At 53.1% G+C, this 20,930-nt stretch carries 25 protein-coding genes; 15 read left to right on the forward strand and 10 right to left on the reverse strand.

What is annotated here, in order from left to right; translation table 11 throughout:
• Positions 1 to 107: 107 nt before the first annotated feature.
• The 3 genes from rnjA to CV944_RS17830 all read right to left on the reverse strand — a co-directional run bounded on the left by rnjA (position 108) and on the right by CV944_RS17830 (position 2,268).
• On the reverse strand, positions 108 to 1,775 hold the full coding sequence (rnjA, locus tag CV944_RS01635; RefSeq protein ID WP_033008479.1) for a ribonuclease J1: 1,668 nt from the start codon (positions 1,773 to 1,775) through the stop codon (positions 108 to 110).
• Positions 1,772 to 1,987: a DNA-dependent RNA polymerase subunit epsilon gene (locus CV944_RS01640; RefSeq protein WP_033008480.1), complete on the reverse strand. Its 216-nt coding sequence runs from the start codon at positions 1,985 to 1,987 to the stop codon at positions 1,772 to 1,774. Before CV944_RS01640 ends, rnjA begins: the two co-directional genes overlap by 4 nt.
• A 146-nt stretch (positions 1,988 to 2,133) precedes the next feature.
• A complete protein-coding gene (locus tag CV944_RS17830) occupies positions 2,134 to 2,268 on the reverse strand; it encodes a hypothetical protein (protein ID WP_255350129.1) in 135 nt (44 codons plus the stop codon).
• Between the two features lie 183 nt (positions 2,269 to 2,451).
• On the opposite strand from CV944_RS17830, the gene CV944_RS01645 reads away from it, so the two are divergent.
• Positions 2,452 to 3,228 carry a Cof-type HAD-IIB family hydrolase gene (locus CV944_RS01645; RefSeq protein WP_033008483.1) on the forward strand — a complete coding sequence of 259 codons (777 nt, stop codon included), beginning with the start codon at positions 2,452 to 2,454 and terminating at the stop codon, positions 3,226 to 3,228.
• A 56-nt stretch (positions 3,229 to 3,284) separates the two neighbouring features.
• Here the strand turns inward: CV944_RS01645 and def are convergent, their stop codons facing one another.
• A complete protein-coding gene (def, locus tag CV944_RS01650) occupies positions 3,285 to 3,839 on the reverse strand; it encodes a peptide deformylase (protein ID WP_100659463.1) in 555 nt (184 codons plus the stop codon).
• 527 nt (positions 3,840 to 4,366) lie between these two features.
• Here def and pdhA point away from each other — a divergent pair.
• The 5 genes from pdhA to CV944_RS01675 all read left to right on the forward strand — a co-directional run bounded on the left by pdhA (position 4,367) and on the right by CV944_RS01675 (position 9,611).
• Positions 4,367 to 5,476, forward strand: a complete 1,110-nt coding sequence (gene pdhA, locus CV944_RS01655) for a pyruvate dehydrogenase (acetyl-transferring) E1 component subunit alpha (RefSeq protein ID WP_100663784.1) — start codon at positions 4,367 to 4,369, stop codon at positions 5,474 to 5,476.
• Between the two features lie 3 nt (positions 5,477 to 5,479).
• A complete protein-coding gene (pdhB, locus tag CV944_RS01660) occupies positions 5,480 to 6,457 on the forward strand; it encodes a pyruvate dehydrogenase complex E1 component subunit beta (RefSeq protein WP_033008487.1) in 978 nt (325 codons plus the stop codon).
• Positions 6,458 to 6,530: 73 nt separating this feature from the next.
• Positions 6,531 to 7,817 carry a dihydrolipoamide acetyltransferase family protein gene (locus CV944_RS01665; protein ID WP_100663785.1) on the forward strand — a complete coding sequence of 429 codons (1,287 nt, stop codon included), beginning with the start codon at positions 6,531 to 6,533 and terminating at the stop codon, positions 7,815 to 7,817.
• A 4-nt stretch (positions 7,818 to 7,821) separates the two neighbouring features.
• Positions 7,822 to 9,234, forward strand: coding sequence for a dihydrolipoyl dehydrogenase (gene lpdA / locus CV944_RS01670; protein ID WP_100663786.1), 1,413 nt, complete (start codon positions 7,822 to 7,824; stop codon positions 9,232 to 9,234).
• A 134-nt stretch (positions 9,235 to 9,368) separates the two neighbouring features.
• Entirely contained in the window at positions 9,369 to 9,611 is a 243-nt protein-coding gene (locus tag CV944_RS01675; protein WP_100663796.1) for a hypothetical protein, read from the forward strand.
• Between the two features lie 66 nt (positions 9,612 to 9,677).
• Here CV944_RS01675 and CV944_RS01680 read toward each other — a convergent pair whose 3' ends face one another.
• Positions 9,678 to 10,055 carry a DUF1885 family protein gene (locus CV944_RS01680; RefSeq protein WP_033008491.1) on the reverse strand — a complete coding sequence of 126 codons (378 nt, stop codon included), beginning with the start codon at positions 10,053 to 10,055 and terminating at the stop codon, positions 9,678 to 9,680.
• A gap of 202 nt (positions 10,056 to 10,257) precedes the next feature.
• On the opposite strand from CV944_RS01680, the gene CV944_RS01685 reads away from it, so the two are divergent.
• Positions 10,258 to 10,383, forward strand: a complete 126-nt coding sequence (locus CV944_RS01685) for a GapA-binding peptide SR1P (RefSeq protein ID WP_033008492.1) — start codon at positions 10,258 to 10,260, stop codon at positions 10,381 to 10,383.
• A 111-nt stretch (positions 10,384 to 10,494) separates the two neighbouring features.
• On the opposite strand, the gene CV944_RS01690 is transcribed toward CV944_RS01685, so the two are convergent.
• Positions 10,495 to 11,967, reverse strand: coding sequence for an aminotransferase class I/II-fold pyridoxal phosphate-dependent enzyme (locus CV944_RS01690; protein ID WP_100663787.1), 1,473 nt, complete (start codon positions 11,965 to 11,967; stop codon positions 10,495 to 10,497).
• A 157-nt stretch (positions 11,968 to 12,124) separates the two neighbouring features.
• Here CV944_RS01690 and CV944_RS01695 point away from each other — a divergent pair, with 157 nt between their 5' ends.
• The 4 genes from CV944_RS01695 (at position 12,125) to CV944_RS01710 (ending at position 14,604) form a co-directional block, all read left to right on the forward strand.
• Positions 12,125 to 13,084, forward strand: a complete 960-nt coding sequence (locus CV944_RS01695) for an NAD(P)H-dependent flavin oxidoreductase (protein ID WP_033008497.1) — start codon at positions 12,125 to 12,127, stop codon at positions 13,082 to 13,084.
• Positions 13,085 to 13,100: 16 nt separating this feature from the next.
• Positions 13,101 to 13,409, forward strand: a complete 309-nt coding sequence (locus tag CV944_RS01700) for a UPF0223 family protein (RefSeq protein ID WP_047818080.1) — start codon at positions 13,101 to 13,103, stop codon at positions 13,407 to 13,409.
• A gap of 84 nt (positions 13,410 to 13,493) precedes the next feature.
• Positions 13,494 to 13,709 carry a hypothetical protein gene (locus tag CV944_RS01705; RefSeq protein WP_171697956.1) on the forward strand — a complete coding sequence of 72 codons (216 nt, stop codon included), beginning with the start codon at positions 13,494 to 13,496 and terminating at the stop codon, positions 13,707 to 13,709.
• 100 nt (positions 13,710 to 13,809) lie between these two features.
• Positions 13,810 to 14,604 (forward strand): inositol monophosphatase family protein, encoded by a 795-nt coding sequence (locus CV944_RS01710; RefSeq protein ID WP_063330698.1) that lies wholly within the window; start codon positions 13,810 to 13,812, stop codon positions 14,602 to 14,604.
• Positions 14,605 to 14,676: 72 nt separating this feature from the next.
• Here CV944_RS01710 and CV944_RS17250 read toward each other — a convergent pair whose 3' ends face one another.
• Positions 14,677 to 14,850 carry a DUF5325 family protein gene (locus tag CV944_RS17250; protein WP_158236218.1) on the reverse strand — a complete coding sequence of 58 codons (174 nt, stop codon included), beginning with the start codon at positions 14,848 to 14,850 and terminating at the stop codon, positions 14,677 to 14,679.
• 271 nt (positions 14,851 to 15,121) lie between these two features.
• Between CV944_RS17250 and typA the strand changes: the two genes are divergently transcribed.
• From typA to CV944_RS01725, 3 genes are all read left to right on the forward strand, one after another.
• Positions 15,122 to 16,966 carry a translational GTPase TypA gene (gene typA, locus CV944_RS01715; RefSeq protein ID WP_033008501.1) on the forward strand — a complete coding sequence of 615 codons (1,845 nt, stop codon included), beginning with the start codon at positions 15,122 to 15,124 and terminating at the stop codon, positions 16,964 to 16,966.
• Between the two features lie 135 nt (positions 16,967 to 17,101).
• The gene (locus tag CV944_RS01720) at positions 17,102 to 17,410 is read left to right on the forward strand and encodes a YlaH-like family protein (RefSeq protein ID WP_033008502.1); all 309 of its coding nucleotides are present in this window, start codon (positions 17,102 to 17,104) and stop codon (positions 17,408 to 17,410) included.
• Entirely contained in the window at positions 17,407 to 17,691 is a 285-nt protein-coding gene (locus tag CV944_RS01725) for a hypothetical protein (protein ID WP_033008503.1), read from the forward strand. The genes CV944_RS01720 and CV944_RS01725 overlap by 4 nt, the downstream gene beginning before the upstream one ends.
• A gap of 59 nt (positions 17,692 to 17,750) precedes the next feature.
• On the opposite strand, the gene CV944_RS01730 is transcribed toward CV944_RS01725, so the two are convergent.
• Positions 17,751 to 17,951: a YlaI family protein gene (locus CV944_RS01730; RefSeq protein WP_044742649.1), complete on the reverse strand. Its 201-nt coding sequence runs from the start codon at positions 17,949 to 17,951 to the stop codon at positions 17,751 to 17,753.
• A gap of 215 nt (positions 17,952 to 18,166) precedes the next feature.
• Positions 18,167 to 18,763, reverse strand: a complete 597-nt coding sequence (locus CV944_RS01735) for a YhcN/YlaJ family sporulation lipoprotein (RefSeq protein ID WP_044742650.1) — start codon at positions 18,761 to 18,763, stop codon at positions 18,167 to 18,169.
• Between the two features lie 134 nt (positions 18,764 to 18,897).
• Here CV944_RS01735 and CV944_RS01740 point away from each other — a divergent pair, with 134 nt between their 5' ends.
• Positions 18,898 to 20,229 (forward strand): PhoH family protein, encoded by a 1,332-nt coding sequence (locus CV944_RS01740; protein ID WP_033008508.1) that lies wholly within the window; start codon positions 18,898 to 18,900, stop codon positions 20,227 to 20,229.
• A 118-nt stretch (positions 20,230 to 20,347) separates the two neighbouring features.
• Here the strand turns inward: CV944_RS01740 and CV944_RS01745 are convergent, their stop codons facing one another.
• Positions 20,348 to 20,854, reverse strand: a complete 507-nt coding sequence (locus tag CV944_RS01745; protein WP_044742651.1) for a hypothetical protein — start codon at positions 20,852 to 20,854, stop codon at positions 20,348 to 20,350.
• Positions 20,855 to 20,930: the final 76 nt, after the last annotated feature.

Here is a 20,930-nt window from a genome sequence, read left to right on the forward strand (position 1 = left end):
AACAGAGTCGGAATTTTGTTCCGTTTGGTAAAATATACAAAAACCAGAGAGGGCTGACTCCAAAAGTCCGCTTTTTGGCGGACTTTTGGGTCAGCCCCATTTTTTTGTTAAATTTCCATAATAATCGGCAAAATCATTGGCCGCCGTCTCGTCCGTTCATACAAGAACGGGGCGAGCGTTTCGGTGATTTCATTTTTAATTTCCGACCATTGATTCGTTTTCCGCTCAAGCACTTTTTCGAGATGTTTCGCAATGAGCGCCTGCGCCTCGCTGATCAAGTCGCCTGACTCGCGCATGTAGACGAAGCCGCGGGAGATAATATCTGGCCCGGCAGCGATTTTGAATTCTTTCATGTTGATGCTGACGACAACGATGACGAGTCCTTCCTCTGACAAAATGCGGCGGTCGCGCAAGACGATGTTGCCGATGTCGCCGACGCCGCTGCCGTCAATATAAACGGAGCCGGACGGAATTTTGCCGACGATGCGCGCCTCGTGTTCACTGATGCCGAGCACCTCGCCATTGTCCATAATAAAGCAGTTTTCCTCCGGCACGCCGCAGTCAATGGCGAGCTTGGCGTGCATTTTTTGCATCCGGTATTCGCCGTGGATCGGCATGAAATATTTTGGCTTCATGAGCCGGATCATCAGTTTTTGCTCTTCTTGCCCGCCGTGGCCGGACGTATGGATGTCGTTAAGCGGGCCGTGGATCACTTCCGCACCGGCTCTGTACAGCATGTTGATCGTCCGGTTGACGCTCACGGTGTTGCCCGGAATTGGCGATGAGGAGAAAACAACCGTGTCGCCTGGGATGATTTGAATTTGCCGGTGCGTGCCGTTGGCGATGCGCGACAACGCCGCCATCGGCTCGCCTTGGCTGCCGGTGCACAAAATCGTCACCCGATTGGCCGGCAGGCGGTTGATTTCGTTAGCGTCAACAAACGTGCCTTTTGGGCATTTGATGTAACCGAGTTCTTGGCCGATTTCAATCGCCGCTTCCATGCTGCGGCCGAAGACAGCGATTTTCCGGTTGTTGGCGACCGCCGCTTCGGTCACTTGTTGAAGCCGATGGATGTTGGACGCAAACGTTGCAAAAATAATCCGGCCGTTCACTTTGCGGAAAATGTCGTGGATGCTCTCGCCGACGCGCCGCTCGGACATCGTGAAATGCGGAATTTCACTGTTCGTGCTGTCCGAGAGCAAGCAAAGCACGCCTTCCTTCCCGATTTCTGCCATTTTTGTCAAATTTGCCGGTTCGCCGACCGGTGTAAAGTCGAATTTAAAGTCTCCTGTGTGGACGATTTGGCCAACCGGCGTTTTAACGACGATGCCGTAGCTGTCCGGAATGCTGTGCGTCGTCCGGAAAAAAGTGACCGCTGTTTTTTGGAAGCGAATGACATCCTCTTCGCGAATTTCAATGAGTTTTGCCTGACGCAGCAACCCGTGCTCTTCGAGTTTATTGCGGATGAGCCCGAGCGCCAGCTTGCCGCCGTAAATCGGGATGTTCACCTGCCGGAGCAAATACGGAATGCCGCCGATATGGTCTTCATGCCCATGGGTAATGAACAGCCCTTTCACTTTTTCCGCGTGCTTGACTAAATACGAATAGTCCGGGATGACGTAGTCGATGCCGAGCAATTCGTCTTCTGGAAACTTGATGCCCGCGTCAATCACAATAATTTCGTCTTGAAATTGTACGCCATATGTATTTTTCCCGATTTCACCCAGTCCGCCGAGGGCAAACACACCGACTTGCTGATCCGTTAATAGTTTCATGATGAGATCTCCAATACTTGAAAATTAGCGCTTTTCTTTTCGTACTCCAAATGCGCCCCCTCTAACGGCTGAATATACTCGATATTGATCGGACGGTTTTGCAGCTTTTGGCGTACTTCCCGCTCTGATTCTGCTTCAATGTAGAGTGTTTTCGTTTTTTCTCTCACGGGCACCTCTTCCGCGTTGTCTTGGTAAAACACTTTGAAAATCATGACCGAATCTCTCCTTATCGTACAATGATTGCTTTTCCATTATATAAAAATGCAACCCCGTTTTCATGTTTTTTGTCGTTCAAAAGCAAAAAACAGGCGGGAGGTGTGCCGACGGTACGTATCATCTTTGACGGATTTTGGCCGTTTCATTCGCCAAAGTGGGAAAGAAGCCCTTCCGTCCGAAGGGCTGTTGTTGGAACAGTTAGGCGATCAATTTTTTCCGGAGCAAATCTTTCCACTGTTGAAGCAGCTTTTTTTTCAGCTTTTTCAACATTTTTCATCACTCCTTACTTTTTATTGTACTCAATTTGCGACGAAAGTAAATGTTTCTATTATATATGTTATGTAGGTGGAGGCTTGTTTTTCATGGGTAAAAATGGAACGAGCCGTGTCTTTCGGTTGACATTCCAATTGTTTTTCAGTACGGTAAACAGTGAATACATTTTCGGCAAGGAGAAGAGAACGTGGGCAGAAAAATCGTGTTTTTCGACATTGACGGCACGCTGCTTGATGAACAAAAACAGCTGCCGCCATCAACCGTTGAGGCGATCCGTCAGCTAAAACAGGCCGGCGTCTATGTCGCCATCGCCACCGGCCGGGCGCCGTTTATGTTTGCGGATGTACGCCGCCAGCTTGGGATCGACTCGTTCGTCAGCTTCAACGGGCAATACGTCGTTTTTGAAGGAACTGTCCTGCATAAGCGTCCGCTCCGCCGCGAGAAAGTGCGGACGTTGGCTGAGGACGCCCACCGCAACGGTCATCCGCTCGTCTTTATGGACGCGGAGGAAATGAGGGCGAGCGTCGGCGACCATCCGCACATTCATGTCAGCATGGGAAGCTTGAAGTTTTCCCACCCGCCTGTCGATCCCCTTTATTACGAAAACAATGACATTTACCAAGCGCTGCTGTTTTGCCGCGCCGCAGAAGAAGAACCGTACGTGCGCAATTATCCAGAATTCCGTTTTGTCCGCTGGCACGATGTGTCGACCGATGTGCTGCCGGCAGGGGGATCGAAAGCGGAGGGGATCCGCCTGATGATTGAGAAGCTCGGGATTGACAAAGGCGATGTGTATGCGTTCGGCGATGGGCTGAACGACATTGAAATGTTGTCGTTCGTCGGAACCGGCGTGGCGATGGGAAATGCCCATGAGGAAGTGAAACGGGTCGCCGATTTTGTAACGAAACCGGTCAGTGAAGAAGGCATATGGTACGGATTGAAACAATTGCAATTGATTCCATAAACAGCCGCCCCGCCGCTCATTCGGCGGGGCGGCTGTTTGGCATGGCCGGCCACGGTTCAGCGCCCGATCGGGATCGCCCCGTCTGGTACTTGGAACGGGTCGTCCGGATTGATGCGGTCATAAAACATAATGCCGTTTAAATGGTCGATTTCATGCTGGAAGACGATGGCTGGCAATCCTTTGAGGCGCAAGGTGACTTCCTCGCCGTCGAGCGTCGTGCCGGTGACCGTGATGCGGGCATAGCGCGGTACGTATCCGGGCACATCACGGTCGACCGACAGGCAGCCTTCCCCCGTCGTCAAATAACATTGCTGCACAGAGTGGCTGACGATTTTCGGATTGAACAAGGCATAGCTGTACAGCGTTCCGTTTTCATCAGTGACATGGACGGCAATCATCCGTTTGGAGACGTTGATTTGCGGAGCGGCGAGGCCGATGCCGGGCCGCAGGCCGTATTTGGCCGCCAGTTCCGGATCTTGGCTCATTTTCACATAGTCAAGCAAGCTTTGCAAAATGCGTTTGTCTTCCTCTGTAGGCGGCAGCGGAACGGGCTCAGCCACTTTCCGCAGCGTCGGATGCCCTTCTTTAATGATATCTTTCATGGTGATCATTCGCCTTTTCACTCCTGTCTCTCGCATCGCGGTCTACAGTGTTAGTCTAACAAAAATGCCTGTGCGCCGTAAATGAAAATGCGGCCGTCTGGAGATATTATCGGCGTATAAGGAATAATCGGAAAAGAAACTTAAGAAAGCGCTGTCAATAACGTGAACGGACATTGCGTTTTGCATTTCCCGAAAAATATAATACAGAATTAATACAGTGTTGTTTCGATGTAATATAACAGATGTTTTCAGGAATGTTCCTGATTCCAAATACAACCAGGAGACAAAAGGGAAAGCAACGGAAAATCAAAGTCGTTGACGGCGTGAAAAATAAAGTGTAAACTAAAACTTGCGAACAGATGCTGTGTTAATGAGGATATAAAAAATAGTAATACAGATGTCGGCGCCGTTTTCGGTTTCCGTTGCGCCAAGCGGCGGCTGCTTTTTATTTCTTCTTTCTTTTGGGTACATTAATAGTATATGGATGAAGACAGCCTGATTTCCAAATTTCTTGATGAAAGGCAGAGGTGAACAAGATGGGTGTAAAGACCTTCCAATTCCCATTTGCGGAGCAGCTCGAGAAAGTAGCCGAGCAGTTCCCGACATTTCAAATTTTGAATGAGGAAGGAGAAGTCGTCAATGAAGAGGCGATGCCGGAGCTGAGCGATGAGCAGCTGAAAGAGCTGATGCGCCGCATGGTGTATACGCGCATTCTTGACCAGCGCTCCATTTCGTTGAACCGCCAAGGGAGACTCGGGTTTTATGCGCCGACCGCCGGGCAGGAAGCGAGCCAAATTGCCAGCCATTTTGCATTGGAAAAAGAAGATTTTATTTTGCCGGGATATCGCGACGTTCCGCAAATCATTTGGCATGGGCTTCCGCTGTATCAGGCGTTTTTGTTCTCGCGCGGCCACTTTCATGGCAACCAAATTCCTGAAGGCGTCAACGTCTTGCCGCCGCAAATCATCATCGGCGCCCAATACATTCAAGCGGCCGGCGTGGCGCTCGGCTTGAAAATGCGGGGCAAAAAAGCAGTGGCGATTACATATACGGGCGACGGCGGCACGTCGCAAGGCGATTTCTACGAAGGGATCAACTTTGCGGGGGCGTTTAAGGCGCCGGCCATCTTTGTCGTGCAAAACAACCGCTTTGCCATCTCGACGCCGGTCGAAAAGCAAACCGTTGCCAAAACATTGGCGCAAAAAGCAGTCGCCGCCGGCATTCCGGGCATTCAAGTTGACGGCATGGACCCGCTTGCGGTCTACGCAGCGGTCAAAGCTGCTCGCGAGCGCGCCATTAACGGCGAAGGGCCGACGCTCATTGAAACGCTCTGCTTCCGCTATGGCCCGCATACGATGTCCGGTGACGATCCGACGCGCTATCGTTCGAAAGAACTCGAAAACGAATGGGCGAAAAAAGACCCGCTTGTCCGCTTCCGCAAGTTTTTAGAAGCGAAAGGTTTATGGAGCGAAGAGGAAGAAAACCGCGTCATCGAGCAGGCGAAAGAGGACATCAAGGAAGCGATCAAAAAAGCGGACGAAACGCCGAAACAAAAAGTGACCGACTTGATCAGCATCATGTTTGAAGAGCTGCCGTTCAATTTGAAGGAGCAGTATGAAATTTACAAAGAGAAGGAGTCGAAGTAAGCCATGGCGCAAATGACAATGGTTCAGGCGATCACCGATGCGCTGCGCATCGAGTTGAAAAATGATCCGAACGTGCTCATTTTCGGGGAAGACGTTGGGGTCAACGGCGGCGTATTCCGGGCGACGGAAGGGCTGCAGGCCGAATTTGGCGAAGATCGCGTTTTTGACACGCCGCTCGCCGAATCAGGAATCGGCGGCTTGGCGATCGGTTTGGCGCTGCAAGGGTTTCGCCCGGTGCCGGAAATCCAGTTTTTCGGCTTCGTGTATGAAGCGATGGATTCGATTTGCGGGCAAATGGCGCGCATCCGCTATCGTACGGGCGGACGCTACCATATGCCGATTACGATCCGTTCTCCGTTTGGCGGCGGCGTCCATACGCCGGAGTTGCACTCAGACAGCTTGGAAGGGCTTGTCGCCCAACAGCCAGGCTTGAAGGTTGTCATTCCGTCGACGCCGTATGATGCGAAAGGGCTGCTCATCTCGGCGATTCGCGACAACGACCCGGTCATTTTCCTTGAACATTTGAAGCTGTACCGTTCGTTCCGTCAGGAAGTGCCGGAAGGGGAATACACGATTCCGATCGGCAAGGCGGACATTAAGCGGGAAGGAAAAGACATCACGATCATCGCGTACGGCGCCATGGTGCATGAATCGTTAAAAGCGGCGGCAGAATTAGAGAAGGAAGGCATTTCTGCCGAAGTCGTCGACTTGCGCACCGTGCAGCCGCTCGATATTGAAACGATCATCGGTTCGGTCGAAAAAACGGGCCGCGCCATTGTCGTTCAAGAAGCGCAACGGCAGGCTGGCATCGCCGCCAACGTCGTGGCGGAGATTAACGAACGCGCCATCTTAAGCCTTGAGGCGCCGGTGTTGCGCGTGGCCGCTCCGGACACGGTCTATCCGTTTGCTCAGGCGGAATCGGTATGGCTGCCGAACTTTAAAGATGTAATCGAAACGGCGAAAAAAGTGATGAACTTCTAACAGCGGACAAATTCGGGGGAGCGGAACGCCTTCCCCCGCCCATTTTCGGCAAACGATAGGAGGTCGACCTACAGTGGCTTTTGAATTTAAGCTGCCGGACATTGGCGAAGGCATCCACGAAGGTGAAATTGTCAAATGGTTTGTGAAACCGGGCGATGAAGTGAACGAAGACGATGTATTGTGCGAAGTGCAAAATGACAAGGCGGTTGTCGAAATTCCCTCCCCGGTCAAAGGGAAAGTGCTTGAAATCCTCGTCCCGGAGGGAACAGTGGCAACGGTCGGGCAAACGCTCATCACGCTCGATGCGCCGGGTTATGAAAACATGACGTTTAAAGGACAAGAGCAAGAAGAAGCGAAAAAAGAGGAAAAAACGGAAACGGTGTCGAAAGAGGAAAAGGTTGACGCTGTCGCTCCCAATGCACCGGCAGCTGAAGCGGAGGCTGACCCGAACCGCCGCGTCATCGCCATGCCGTCCGTGCGCAAGTATGCGCGCGAAAAAGGCGTCGATATTCGGCTTGTCCAAGGAACGGGCAAAAACGGCCGCGTCCTGAAAGAAGATATTGACGCTTTCCTTGCCGGCGGCGCAAAACCGGCACCGGCCGCAGCGGAGGAAAAAGCGGCGCCGGCGGCAGCGAAACCGGCGGCGCCAGAAGGCGAATTCCCGGAAACGCGCGAGAAAATGAGCGGCATCCGTCGGGCGATCGCCAAGGCCATGGTGCATTCGAAACATACGGCCCCGCACGTGACGCTGATGGACGAAGCCGATGTGACGAAGCTTGTTGCTCACCGGAAAAAATTCAAGGCTATTGCCGCGGAAAAAGGCATCAAGCTAACGTTTTTGCCGTACGTCGTCAAAGCGCTCGTTTCCGCGCTGCGTGAATACCCAGTGTTGAATACGTCCATTGATGATGAGACGGAAGAAATCATCCGGAAGCATTATTACAATATCGGCATCGCCGCTGATACGGACCGCGGCTTGCTTGTGCCGGTCATTAAACATGCCGACCGGAAGCCGATTTTCGCGCTGGCGAAGGAAATCAACGAACTCGCTGAAAAAGCGCGCGACGGCAAACTGACGCCGGGAGAAATGAAAGGCGCTTCGTGCACGATTACAAACATCGGTTCGGCCGGCGGGCAATGGTTTACCCCGGTCATCAACCATCCGGAAGTGGCGATTCTTGGCATCGGCCGCATTGCGGAAAAGCCGATCGTCCGTGACGGTGAAATTGTCGCTGCCCCGATGCTGGCGCTCTCGCTCAGCTTTGACCACCGGATGATCGACGGGGCGACAGCGCAAAAAGCGCTCAACCATATCAAACGGCTGTTGAGTGACCCAGAATTATTACTAATGGAGGCGTAAAACGATGGTAGTTGGCGATTTTGCAATTGAAACGGAAACGCTTGTCGTCGGCGCCGGTCCTGGCGGGTATGTCGCCGCCATCCGCGCCGCGCAGCTCGGACAAAAAGTGACGATTGTGGAAAAGGGCAATTTAGGCGGCGTCTGCTTAAATGTTGGCTGCATCCCGTCAAAGGCGCTGATCTCCGCAAGCCACCGCTATGAGCAGGCGAAGCATTCCGAAGAAATGGGCATTAAGGCGGAGAACGTCACCGTCGATTTTGCCAAAGTGCAAGAATGGAAAGCAAGCGTCGTGAAAAAATTAACGGGCGGCGTCGAAGGGCTGTTAAAAGGAAACAAAGTAGAGATCGTCAAAGGGGAAGCGTACTTCGTCGACGCCAATACGGTGCGTGTCGTCAACGGCGATAGCGCGCAGACGTATACGTTTAAAAACGCGATTATCGCCACCGGCTCGCGTCCGATCGAGCTCCCGAACTTCAAGTTTTCCAACCGCATTCTTGACTCGACGGGAGCTCTCAACCTTGGGGAAGTGCCGAAATCGCTCGTGGTCATCGGCGGCGGCTATATTGGCATCGAACTCGGTACGGCTTACGCCAACTTTGGGACGAAAGTGAACATTTTAGAAGGGGCCGGCGAAATTTTGTCCGGTTTTGAGAAGCAAATGGCCGCCATCATCAAGAAGCGCCTGAAGAAAAAAGGCGTTGAAGTCGTGACGAACGCATTGGCGAAAGGGGCCGAAGAACGCGAAGACGGCGTCACGGTCACGTATGAGGCGAATGGCGAAACGAAAACGATTGACGCCGACTATGTGCTCGTCACCGTCGGCCGCCGGCCGAATACGGACGAGCTTGGGCTCGAGCAGCTCGGCGTGAAAATGACAGACCGCGGCTTGATCGAAGTCGATCATCAATGCCGCACGAGCGTGCCGAACATTTTTGCGATCGGCGACATCGTTCCAGGCCCGGCGCTCGCCCATAAAGCGTCGTATGAAGGAAAAGTGGCTGCGGAAGCCATCGCCGGCCATCCGTCGGCAGTCGATTACGTGGCCATTCCAGCCGTTGTCTTCTCCGATCCGGAATGCGCGTCGGTCGGCTATTTTGAGCAGCAGGCGAAAGACGAGGGCATTGACGTCATTGCCGCGAAATTCCCGTTTGCTGCCAACGGCCGCGCCTTGGCGCTGAACGATACGGACGGCTTCTTGAAGCTCGTTGTCCGCAAAGAGGACGGCGTCGTCATTGGTGCGCAAATCATCGGTCCAAATGCTTCTGACATGATCGCCGAGCTTGGGCTCGCCATTGAAGCCGGCATGACGGCGGAAGACATCGCTTTGACGATCCATGCCCATCCGACGCTTGGCGAAATTGCCATGGAAGCGGCGGAAGTGGCGCTTGGCACACCGATTCATATCATTACGAAGTAACTGTGAAACGACCGGGCTTGGCCCGGTCGTTTTTCTTATCATGCGGGAATGGCGCATTTCTTGTCCTGTTTTTCATACTATTTTCCGCTTTCGTTTCATATCGTTATGGTAAAGAAAAGCGGGAGATGGAAATGATGAAAGCGTATGTCGCCTTTTTGCTGCAAATGATGATTTGGAGCAGTTTTTCCTTGATCGAGTGGCTGTCGGGGCGGGACCGGCCGTTTTTCCGCGGCTTGATGTTGTGCGTCTTCATGTACATAGCGTTTTTACTGGCGCGCCAGCTCGGCTTGGCGACGCGCAAAGCGCTCCTTACAACAGCTGCTACGGCGGCGGTGTATTTTGCCGGCCAGTATTTCATATGGCAATCTATTCCATGATCTGCCCCTTGGGTGCGGAAGCGGCGCTGTTCGGCGAACAAAAAAACAGCGGTCCCATGCCGCTGTTTACGCGCGGCCGAACGACATCGTCCGGCCGCTGAATAAACGCAGTTCGCCGCCAAGCGTTTTGGCCATCCATTTGCTGAATTCGTTTGCTTTTCCTTTGTCCCCGTGCGTTGCTCCCGGCGCCAATGCCAGCTCAATCCATGTTTCTTCTCCGGCTGTCCGCACGGCAATGGCCATCCCTTTGTATAAGCGGCCGTCGCCTTGCAAATAAAGAACGTGGTCGCGTTCATGCACCGTGTATGGAAAGGCTGCCTGCTCGTACGCCCATCCAAGTTGCTCCCCCGTTTTGCGCAGCGCGGCTCGGTAACGTTCGAGCAACTGTTTGATTTCCTCGATGCTGATCGATTTTCCCCCCGGCAGCTTTAGGCTTGCATTCAACGCCCTTCTCTCCTTTCGCCATCTTTTTGTCTCTCTCGTCTTCATTGTACCATGTTTTTCCGGACTGCGGTGAAAAAGTTTGGTGTCATAAAAGAGCCGTCATAATCCGAAATGTGACATACAAATTGGGATTGACAATCTAAATATGATATATTATTATAAAACCAACAACAACATTTATCATCATAAAGGGGTTTTGGGGATGGGCACGATCGTATGCCAAACGTGTGAAGCGACAATTGCGTATTTTGAAGATGAAAAAGTGACAACGCTTTACGGGAAATGCGATTGCTGCGGTCATGACCGCGAGGACGGAGAAAAAGAATAAGGCGGGCAAACAAACGGGGGAAGGAACGGATAGGCGCGCATGTGAGGCAAAGCACATGCGCGCCGTTGATTTTGGCCCAAAAAAACAAGCCGGGAAAACCGGCTTGTGCATTCAACGAATCGGCTTATATTCTTTGATGACGCGCAACGTCTGCAGCGTATCGTCCTCAGGGCCTTGCACCGGCAGGCCGGCGGCCAAGTTTGTCTCGATATACTTCAAATTTTCCTCCGTAATGATTTCACCGGGAATAAAAATCGGGATGCCCGGCGGATACACCATCACAAATTCCGCGATGATCCGTCCGGCTGACTCGTGAAACGGCACGACTTCTGTTTCAGCATAAAACGCGTCGCGCGGCGTCAAGGCTAAGGCCGGGATATCTGGAAGCAGCACTTTCGGTTTGACTCCTTTTTCCGCCTGATGGCTGAACTCGTCCGACAGGCGGCGGAGGGCCGAAACGAGCAGCCCGGTTTCCCGCTCGCTGTCGCCTGGCGTGATGATGCACAAAATGTTATACAAATCCGAAAGCTCCACTTCGATGTTATACGTTTCGCGGAGCCATTGTTCGACATCATGGCCGGTCAAGCCGAGCTCCTTGACGGAGATGATCAGCTTCGTTGGATCGTAGTCGTACGTCGCTTCCGTGCCTAAAATTTCTTCACCGACGCAGTACAAATATGGAATTTCGTTGATTTGCCGCCGTGTCCATTCCGCGAGGCGGATCGCCTTGTCAATGAGCTCCCGCCCTTTCGTCGCCAGCTGTTTGCGGGCGACATCGAGCGAAGCGAGCAACAAATACGACGTCGACGTCGTCGTCAACATGCTTAAGATCGCTTGCACGTGCTTCGCGGAGACGAGCCCTTCGCGCACATTTAAAATCGAGCTTTGCGTCAGCGATCCGCCGAGCTTATGGACGCTTGTCGCCGCCATATCGGCCCCGGCTTGCATCGCGGAGAGCGGCAAGTCCTCATGAAAATGAATGTGCACGCCGTGCGCTTCGTCGACAAGCACCGGAACGTTGTACGAGTGGGCGATCTCGACGATTTTTTTCAAATCGCCGGCAATGCCAAAATACGTCGGGTTGATGACGAGCACCCCTTTGGCATCCGGGTGTTGGTGGAGCGCTTTTTCCACTGCCTGTGGCGTAATGCCGTGGGAAATACCGAGCTCCTTGTCAATTTCCGGATGGATGAAAATCGGCGTCGCCCCAGAAAAGACGATTGCAGACATGACCGATTTATGGACGTTGCGCGGCACAATAATTTTATCGCCCGGTCCGGCGACCGACATGACCATCGTCATGATCGCCCCGCTCGTCCCTTGCACTGAGAAAAACGTGTAATCGGCGCCGAACGCTTCGGCGGCGAGCTCCTGTGCACGTTTGATCATCCCTTTCGGATGATGCAAATCGTCGAGCGGACTGATGTTGATTAAATCGATCGCCAAGGCGTTTTCTCCGATGAAGGCGCGAAACTCCGGATCCATGCCGGCCCCTTTTTTATGGCCGGGGATGTGAAATTGAACCGGATTTTTTTTCATATGCTCCAACAGTCCGGTAAACAATGGTGTTTCGAGTTGTGACAATGGTTCCCCACACCTCTTTACCTTAAAAATAAAACAAATGCATTATAGCATTTATTTGTTCGTTTGCAAAGAAGAAAAGAATGTTGCACCAAAAAAGGAGAATGGCGATCAAAACAAGAAGTAAAAGAAGGATAACATCAAAAGGGGGAATGAATCGATGGAATGGAACACGAGAGTGACCGAGTTGCTCGGCATTACATATCCAATCATTCAAGGGGGATTAGCCTATCTGGCGTACGCCGACTTGGCCGCCGCCGTCTCCAACGCCGGCGGGCTCGGCCAAATTACGGCGATGTCGCTTGAAAGCCCGGAGCGCTTGCGCGAGGAAATCCGCAAAGTGAAAGAAAAGACGGACCGGCCGTTTGGAGTTAATTTTGCCATCGGCCAGCACGGCCGCCCGTTCGCTCATATGCTTGAGGCGGCGCTTGATGAGGGCGTGCCGGTCGTCTCGGTCACAGGCGGCAATCCGGCGCCGTTTTTTGAACTGCTGAAAGGAACGAACGTCAAAACATTAGTGCTTGTCGCAGCTGTTCGCCAAGCGGTCAAAGCGGAAGAGCTTGGCGCCGATGCGGTGATGGTCGTCGGGCAGGAAGGGGGCGGCCACCTTGGCAAATATGACACCGGCACGTTCGTCCTCATCCCGAAAGTCGTTGATTCCGTATCGATTCCGGTCATCGCTTCGGGCGGGATCGCCGACGGGCGCGGGCTTATGGCGGCGCTGGCGCTTGGAGCGGAAGGAATTGAAATGGGCACGCGGTTTATCGCCACGAAAGAATGCGTTCACGCCCATCCGATATACAAAGACATGATCGTGAACGCCAGTGAGCATGACACAGTGGTCATCAAACGGTCGCTCGGAGCGCCGGGGCGGGCAATTGCCAACAAGTGGACAGAAAAAATATTGGAAATTGAGCGCCAAGGCGGCACGTATGACGATTTGAAAGAATACATTAGCGGAGAGGCGAATCGGCGCTTTATTTACGAAGGGAAGGTGGATGAAGGGTTCGCTTGGGCCGGACAGGCGATTGGGCTTATTCACGACATTCCGTCGGTCGCTGAACTGTTTGCTCGCATGATCGGCGAGGCGGAACAAATTCGGCGCCGTTGGGCAAACTAACGGCGGAGGTGAAACAATGGGCTATTCGTACCCGTTTTCGTATGATTGGTCGACGCAAGAAATCATTGATGTCATTAAATTTTTTACGGCGGTCGAAACGGCGTATGAGCGGGGGATGAAACGCGAAGAATTAATGGAGATATACCGCCGTTTCAAAGAGATCGTCCCGTCGAAAAGCGAGGAAAACCGGCTGTATGCCGAGTTTGAAAAGGAAAGCGGCTATTCATCGTACGCGGTCATCAAGCAGATGAAAGAGGCAAAAAACGGTGACTGGATTCACATCGGGCCAAGCGGGCGAAACGCGGTAGGTAAACGCACAAATTAGTTGCATACACCCCTTTTTCCACATAATATAATATAAAACAAAACGAAGCAGCACATTCCGTGAGGGGCGCCGGAAGTTTAGCGGATGATCGAGAAAGGGGTGCGGACGAAGATGAAAAAAACCGCCAATTCGCTGAAACGGCCAGACGGAGACAAACGCATGGCGGTGTTGCGGCTCGAACTTGATTATGAATTGGCGACGCTGTATGAAGCCATGATGGAAAACGATGAAGAAAAGAAAAGAGAATGCAAACGGCGGCTTGAAAAGCTGCGCCAAGAACTGATGCGCCTTCAAGTATGACCATTTTTAAGGCGAACCATCTTTGCGGTTCGTTTTTTTCTTGAGCGGTGCCCACCCCTTTCCGGCTGCTGCGTACATAATAAAAGCGGGAGGAATAGACATGGCAGGAAAATGGGAAGAGATCGACCAGTATGCCCGGCAATGGATTGCAGAAGCGGGACAGCGCATCCGCGCCTCGTTTGCGGAGCCGCTGACTGTGGAAACGAAGGAAAACCGCAACGACTTGGTGTCGAACGTCGACCGCGGCATTGAGCAGTTTTTCGCCGAGCACATCCGCCGCCAATTTCCCGGCCATCGCCTGTTGGGCGAAGAAGGGTTCGGTGATGAGCTGGCCGCATTGGACGGCGTTGTATGGGTCATTGACCCGATTGACGGAACGATGAACTTTGTCCATCAGCGGCGCCACTTTGCCGTGTCGGTCGGCATTTTCGAAGATGGCGTCGGCCAGCTTGGCTATGTGTATGACGTTGTCTTTGACGAGCTGTATACCGCGCAAAAAGGGAAGGGGCTGTTTTTGAACGGCGAGCCGCTCGGCCGCTTGCAGCCGGCACCGGTGGCGGAATCGATCATCGCCATTAATGGCACATGGCTCATGGAAAATAAACGTCTCGACCATCGTCCACTCGTGAGGCTGGCCAAAGATGCGCGCGGCACGCGTTCGTACGGGTCGGCGGCGCTCGAGCTCGCCTATGTCGCAGCCGGCCGCTTGGACGCCTACATTTCGCCGCGCCTGTCGCCGTGGGATTTTGCCGGCGGGATGATTTTAATTGAAGAGGCGGGCGGAATCATGACGAACCTCGACGGAAAGCCGATCGATCTGCTCAACCGCAGCTCTGTGCTTGCCGCCAAGCCGGGCGTGCATGAGGAAATTTTGCAGCGCTACCTTCGGGGCTGACGAGAAGGAGGCTGCAGCAAGAAAAGGGGCTGATCCAAAATGCGAGTGCGTTTTCGGATCAGTCCCGTTTTTTTATTCGCGCATCCGCTTTTTGCGAACGAACCCGGCGCCCATGATGGCGATAAACGTGAGCGTCGAGACGGCGATGCCGGTTGCGCTTTGCTCAGCGATGAAAACGCCGATCGCCATGACGGCGGCGACAGCGAGGATGGCGAGTAGCAGCGGCACAGGTTCGATGCGTTTCATCCGCTTGACTCCTTTCTCGGAAAATGAGGCGTCTTTTTCTAGTGTACCGGAAAATACGGCTCTTCACCAAACGTTATACTTGATTTTTTTGAAACATCCCTTATTGGCGCCTGTGAGGAAAAATTGCCAAATGAGCGATTTTGGCCTATCGTTCTGCAGCAAACCGCATGGCTTGTCAAGTACATGTTGTGGTGAAGAGACGAAAATATGCTGATTTTCTATGTTTTGTGATATAATAGACGAGCAGCTTGTCTAACAGGAGTGACCAACATTGACCAAGAAACGAATGGATCTTCGCAATATTGCGATTATCGCCCACGTCGACCATGGAAAAACGACGCTCGTCGACCAACTGCTCCGGCAGTCGGGGACATTCCGCGAAAACGAACAAGTCGAGGAGCGGGCGCTTGATCGCAACGATTTGGAGCGTGAGCGCGGCATTACGATTTTAGCCAAAAATACTGCTGTGTTGTATAAAGGGACGCGCATCAACATTTTGGATACACCGGGGCACGCCGATTTCGGCGGGGAAGTGGAGCGGATCATGCGCCTTGTTGACGGCGTCTTGCTTGTCGTCGATGCGTACGAAGGCTGCATGCCGCAAACGCGGTTTGTGCTCAAAAAAGCGCTTGAGCAGCAGCTTGTGCCGATTGTCGTCGTCAACAAAATCGACCGCGAGTTTGCCCGTCCGGCGGAAGTCGTCGATGAAGTGATCGACTTGTTTATTGAACTCGGCGCTTCGGAGGAGCAGCTTGAGTTTCCGGTCGTGTACACATCGGCGCTGCGCGGAACATCAAGCCTTGACCCGGACCGGCAAGGCGGGGACATGACCGCCTTGTTTGAGACGATCATCGAGCATATTCCGGCGCCGGCGGACAATCGCGATGAACCGTTGCAATTCCAGGTGGCCCTGCTCGATTATAACGAATACGTGGGCCGCATCGGCATCGGGCGCATTTTCCGCGGCACGATGAAAACCGGCCAGCAAGTCGCCTTATTGAAGCGCGACGGCACCGTGAGACAGTTCCGCGTCACAAAGTTGTTCGGCTTTATTGGCTTAAAGCGGATCGAGATTGAAGAAGCCCACGCCGGCGACATCGTGGCTGTTGCGGGAATGGAAGACATTAACGTCGGCGAGACCGTTTGTCCGCCGGACCGCCAGGAACCGTTGCCGCCGCTTCATATTGATGAGCCGACGCTGAAAATGACCTTTCTTGTCAACAACAGCCCGTTTGCCGGGCGCGAAGGCAAATATGTGACGGCACGGAAGTTGGAAGAGCGGCTGCTCACCCAGCTTGAGACCGATGTCAGCCTGCGCGTCGAGCCGACCGATTCGCCGGATGCATGGATCGTTTCCGGACGCGGCGAGCTTCATTTAGCCATTCTAATTGAAAGCATGCGCCGAGAAGGGTATGAACTGCAAGTATCGAAGCCGGAAGTCATTGTCAAAGAGATCGATGGCGTTTTGTGCGAACCGATTGAACGAGTCGTGATCGACGTTCCGGAAGAGTATACCGGCGCCGTTATGGAATCGCTTGGCAGCCGCAAAGGCGAACTCGCCGATATGGTGCATGGAGACAACGGACAAGTGCGCCTCGTCTTTCTTGTGCCGTCGCGCGGGTTGATCGGCTATCGAAGCGAATTTATGTCGCTGACGCGTGGGTATGGCATTTTAAACCATTCATTTGACCATTACGCTCCCATGCAGGCTGGCGCGATCGGAGGCCGCCGCCAAGGGGTGCTCGTCTCGATGGAAACCGGCAAGGCGACAGCGTACAGCATTATGCAGCTTGAGGACCGCGGCACGATTTTTGTCGAGCCGGGCACAGAAGTGTACGAAGGAATGATCGTCGGCGAGCACAACCGGGAAAACGACCTTGTCGTCAACATTTGCCGCGAGAAGCATGTTACGAATGTGCGCTCATCGACGAAAGAGCAGACGGTGACGATGAAAAAGCCGCGCCTGCTGACGTTGGAAGAGGCGCTTGAGTATTTGAACGACGATGAATATTGCGAAGTGACGCCGGTTTCCATTCGTTTGCGCAAAAAAATCTTAAGCAAAAGCGAGCGCGAAAAAGCGGAGAAGAGAAAGAAAGCGGCGCAACAGGCAAAATAGAAGCGGCATGCCTTTGGCTAACCGGGAAAGCCCTGGATGCGCCGGTGTGTGCATGCTTCTGCCGCGCGGCGCTTGAGAGGAAACAAAACAGGGCTGCGTTTTGGCGGGCCATTCGGGTGAACGGGAGGGAACAGTATGAACGTGCTGGAACGGCTGACGTTTTTCGCCTCGCTTTATGACGTTGACGGCAATCCCGAGCGCGGCATGTGGCTGCTGTACGCCACGGTTTTGCTGCTGGCGGCGCTTGTTTACCGTCTCGGTTTTGCCCGCCGGCTGCCGCTGTTGAAAAGCGCCGTCATTTACGTCTTGCTGGCGCTAGGCTGCACGGTGTTAACGTTTTTCGCTGTTTTTTTGCCTGTGGCGGAAGGATTGGCGGTCGCCGCGCTCGTATTGCTCATTTATAAAATCCGCCTCAGGCAGGCGAAAGAGGGAGAAAAGCCATGAAATCGGTGCAAGACGCTCTTTACAACTGGCTGACAATCGAAATTGTCGCCGCCGCCCGCCCGCACGATGAGGCGGCGCGCGACACGGCGTCGTTTTTTCTGGCTATCTTGGAAAACAACTTCGGCGTGACGGCGGTGAAGGCCGCCAAAGACGAAGCGAGCGGGCGGTACGTTGTTGAATATAGGTGCGGCGGGGAAACAAAGACGGCTCATTTCCCTGTGGAGCTGGCGGAAGCGATATGGCGGCAGATCGAAGCCGAGCCCGAGAAGTACGGATCATAAAGAAATAAAAAAGCAAAACCGGCACTGGAAAGCGGCCGCTTCTCAGTGCCGGTTTTTGGTTACCAATCGTCATCGGTGCGGTTGCCGCGATAGAAGCGGAATTTTCCTGTCGCCAGCCGCATCCGTGTTTTTTCCGCAATGCGGTCATGACATTGACGGCACATGTACGTATGGATCGGGCGGTTGCGAAGCCGTTTGGCGAGCGGCGATTCATCGTCGATCGTGTCAATTTGTTCGCAAAGCACGCATTTGACTCTCATGGTTCACCTCAACAACTATATCAATGCACGTTGAAACTTTAACGTTTTTTATTTTTCGACTGGCGAGCGGCCGAACAACACCGCCTTCCAGACAAATTGATTTGTCCGGAAGGCGGCTCGTTGTTCGGTTCTCTGTCACGCTAAAGCTTCTCCGGCTGTCATTAAGATCGAAAATGCCCCTCCCGATCCATTATACCACAGCGCAGCAGAATCGTTTAGCGGTTTAAGTGGTGGTTGGACTGCTTTTCTTGACGTTCGTTCAACTGCCGTTCCTCTTGGTTGTTCAACTGCCCGTCGTTTTCTTCGGTCGGATTTGGCGTCGTTTCAAACAGGTCGCTTGGCACTTCCGGCATCACCCGTCCAACGATGTCGGCGATTTCGTTCATGAATGCCTGCACCGGCCGCCCCTCATCAATTTGCCGGCCGATGTTGCGCACGCGCGTGTAAAGGTCCGGATCGGCGATAATAATTGCGTTGGCGCCGTACGGGTCTTTTTGCAGCGCTTCTGCAACGGAATATTTGATCGTGCCGACGCGTGAGGCGTCGACATTGGCGCCGACGTCAATGCCGACGATGGCGTACTTGCCCACAACGATCGCGGTAGCATCGTGAACGTTCGGCACACGGTTCGCGATCTCCGCAATCCGGCGGGCGATCTCCTGGCCCGATTTATTTTCTACCTGCTCATCAACCGTATTTCTGACGCGCACAAGCGAACGGTCCCCATCGTTTGCTTCATTGCTGTTTCCAACATTGCATCCGCCTAAAAGAAGAAGGGAGAAGGCGGCCAGCCATCCGAGTGTTTTCTTCATCTTTGCCCACCTCTGCTTTTTTGACTTTATTTTGCAAAAATCCTTCTATCTTTATACATTTTTTCATATGCTATACCACAGCCATTCCCATCCGGTATACAAGGCGAAAAACGGACGCTAGGGGGAAGCGGAATTTGGGAAAGAAAATCTATGTGCTTGATACAAACGTCCTCTTGCAAGACCCGTATTCAATTTTTTCGTTCGAGGACAACGAGGTCGTCATTCCGGCTGTCGTCCTGGAGGAAGTGGATTCGAAAAAGCGGTATATGGATGAGGTCGGGAGAAACGCCCGCCAGGTGTCGAAGCTGATCGACCGCCTGCGCGAGAACGGCAAGTTGCACGAGAAAATTCCGCTTGAAAACGGAGGGGTGCTGCGCATTGAACTGAACCACCGTTCATTCCATCAGCTTCAGGAAATTTTTGTCGAAAAAACGAACGACAACCGCATTTTGGCGGTGGCGAAAAACTTATCGCTTGAGGAACAAGCGAAAGAGGACGGACGTTCGGTCATTTTGGTGAGCAAAGATGCGCTCGTGCGCGTGAAAGCGGATGCCATCGGGCTGCAGGCCGAAGACTTCTTAAGCGACCGCGTCGTTGACGTCGACCATATTTACACCGGGTTTTTGGAACTGTACATAGGGAGGGATCACCTGCAACGGTTTTATGATAAAGGGGAGCTCGTGTTGGCCGATATCGCTGATCACCCGTTTTACCCGAATCAGTTTATTATTATGAAAGACGCATTCGGCAGTTCCGCTTCGGCGATTGGCATCGTCGACCAAAACGGCAAAAAGGTGAAGAAGCTGATTTTTCATCATGAGCATATATGGGGCATTCGCCCGCGCAACGTGCAGCAAACGATGGCGTTTGAGCTGCTTATGCGCGACGATATTCCGCTCGTGACGTTAATCGGCAAGGCTGGAACCGGGAAAACGCTGCTCGCGCTTGCTGCCGGGCTCATGCAGACTGAAGACTTGCGCACGTACAAAAAGCTGCTTGTCGCGCGCCCGATCGTGCCGATGGGGAAAGACCTCGGCTTTTTGCCCGGGGAAAAGGAAGAAAAGCTGCGCCCGTGGATGCAGCCGATTTTTGACAACCTTGAGTATTTGTTCAACACGAAAAAGCCGGGGGAATTGGACGCCATTTTAGCCGGCATGAGCTCGATTGAAGTCGAGGCGCTCACCTACATTCGCGGCCGCAGCCTGCCGGAGCAGTTCATCATTATTGATGAGGCGCAAAACTTGACAAAGCATGAAGTGAAGACGATTTTGACGCGCGTCGGCGAAAAAAGCAAAATCATTTTAATGGGCGATCCGGAACAGATCGACCATCCATATTTGGATGAATACAACAACGGCTTGACGTATGTGGTCGAGAAATTCAAAGACCAAAAAATCGCCGGTCATATCCGCCTTGTCAAAGGAGAGCGTTCCGCGCTCGCCCAGCTCGCTGCCGACTTGCTTTAGCCCTCGTCTTCCAACCGGCCGCTTGGGAGGCTGCCAATCCTGCGTCACGCGAACGAACAGGAATGGCGGCCCCTCACGGCCGACCGAAAACCGGACGTCCTCTTGACGGAGCGTCTGGTCAGCGGACGATGAGCTGGCGCACATGGGTAATCGGCGCTTCGCGGTTCGAGCCGTCGCCGAAATAAATGTGCACCGGACCGTCATCGCGCAGCGGCTTTCCGTTTTTAGAAAAAGCAAAAATCAAATCGTATGCTTTGTCGAGCGGGATCACCGTTTCCCCGCTTTCCGTCACGACGACAAGTTCGGAAGCGTCTTCGTGCGGTTCAGCGTTTTGCAAAAACGGAGCAAACGGCATGCCGAACGAACCGGTGATGATTTTCTCCTTCAAAAAACGCCGCTCGGTTTTCAATGTGGGCGGAAAGACGGCCCCCTCCTGAATTTCCCGGTCCCAAAACGCCGACCACTTTTTGATTTCTTCTTCCTCTTGCCCTGCCTCGGCCTGATCCGGTTTCGGATGCGAAAAATACGTGTCCAAATCGACTTTTCGGTCATCGAAAATCCAGACGCCAGGGTCGAGCGTAATCGTAAAGTTGACCTTTCCCGTCAGCATGATAATATCGCTCATCAAGACACCCTCTCCTCTGCATGTTGCCGCTGTTTTTAGTATAATAATAAATAAAGCGTTTGTCATGTTCCAAGCC

It is taken from the genome of Geobacillus sp. WSUCF-018B, assembly GCF_002809985.1.
Lineage (GTDB): Bacteria > Bacillota > Bacilli > Bacillales > Anoxybacillaceae > Geobacillus > Geobacillus thermophilus.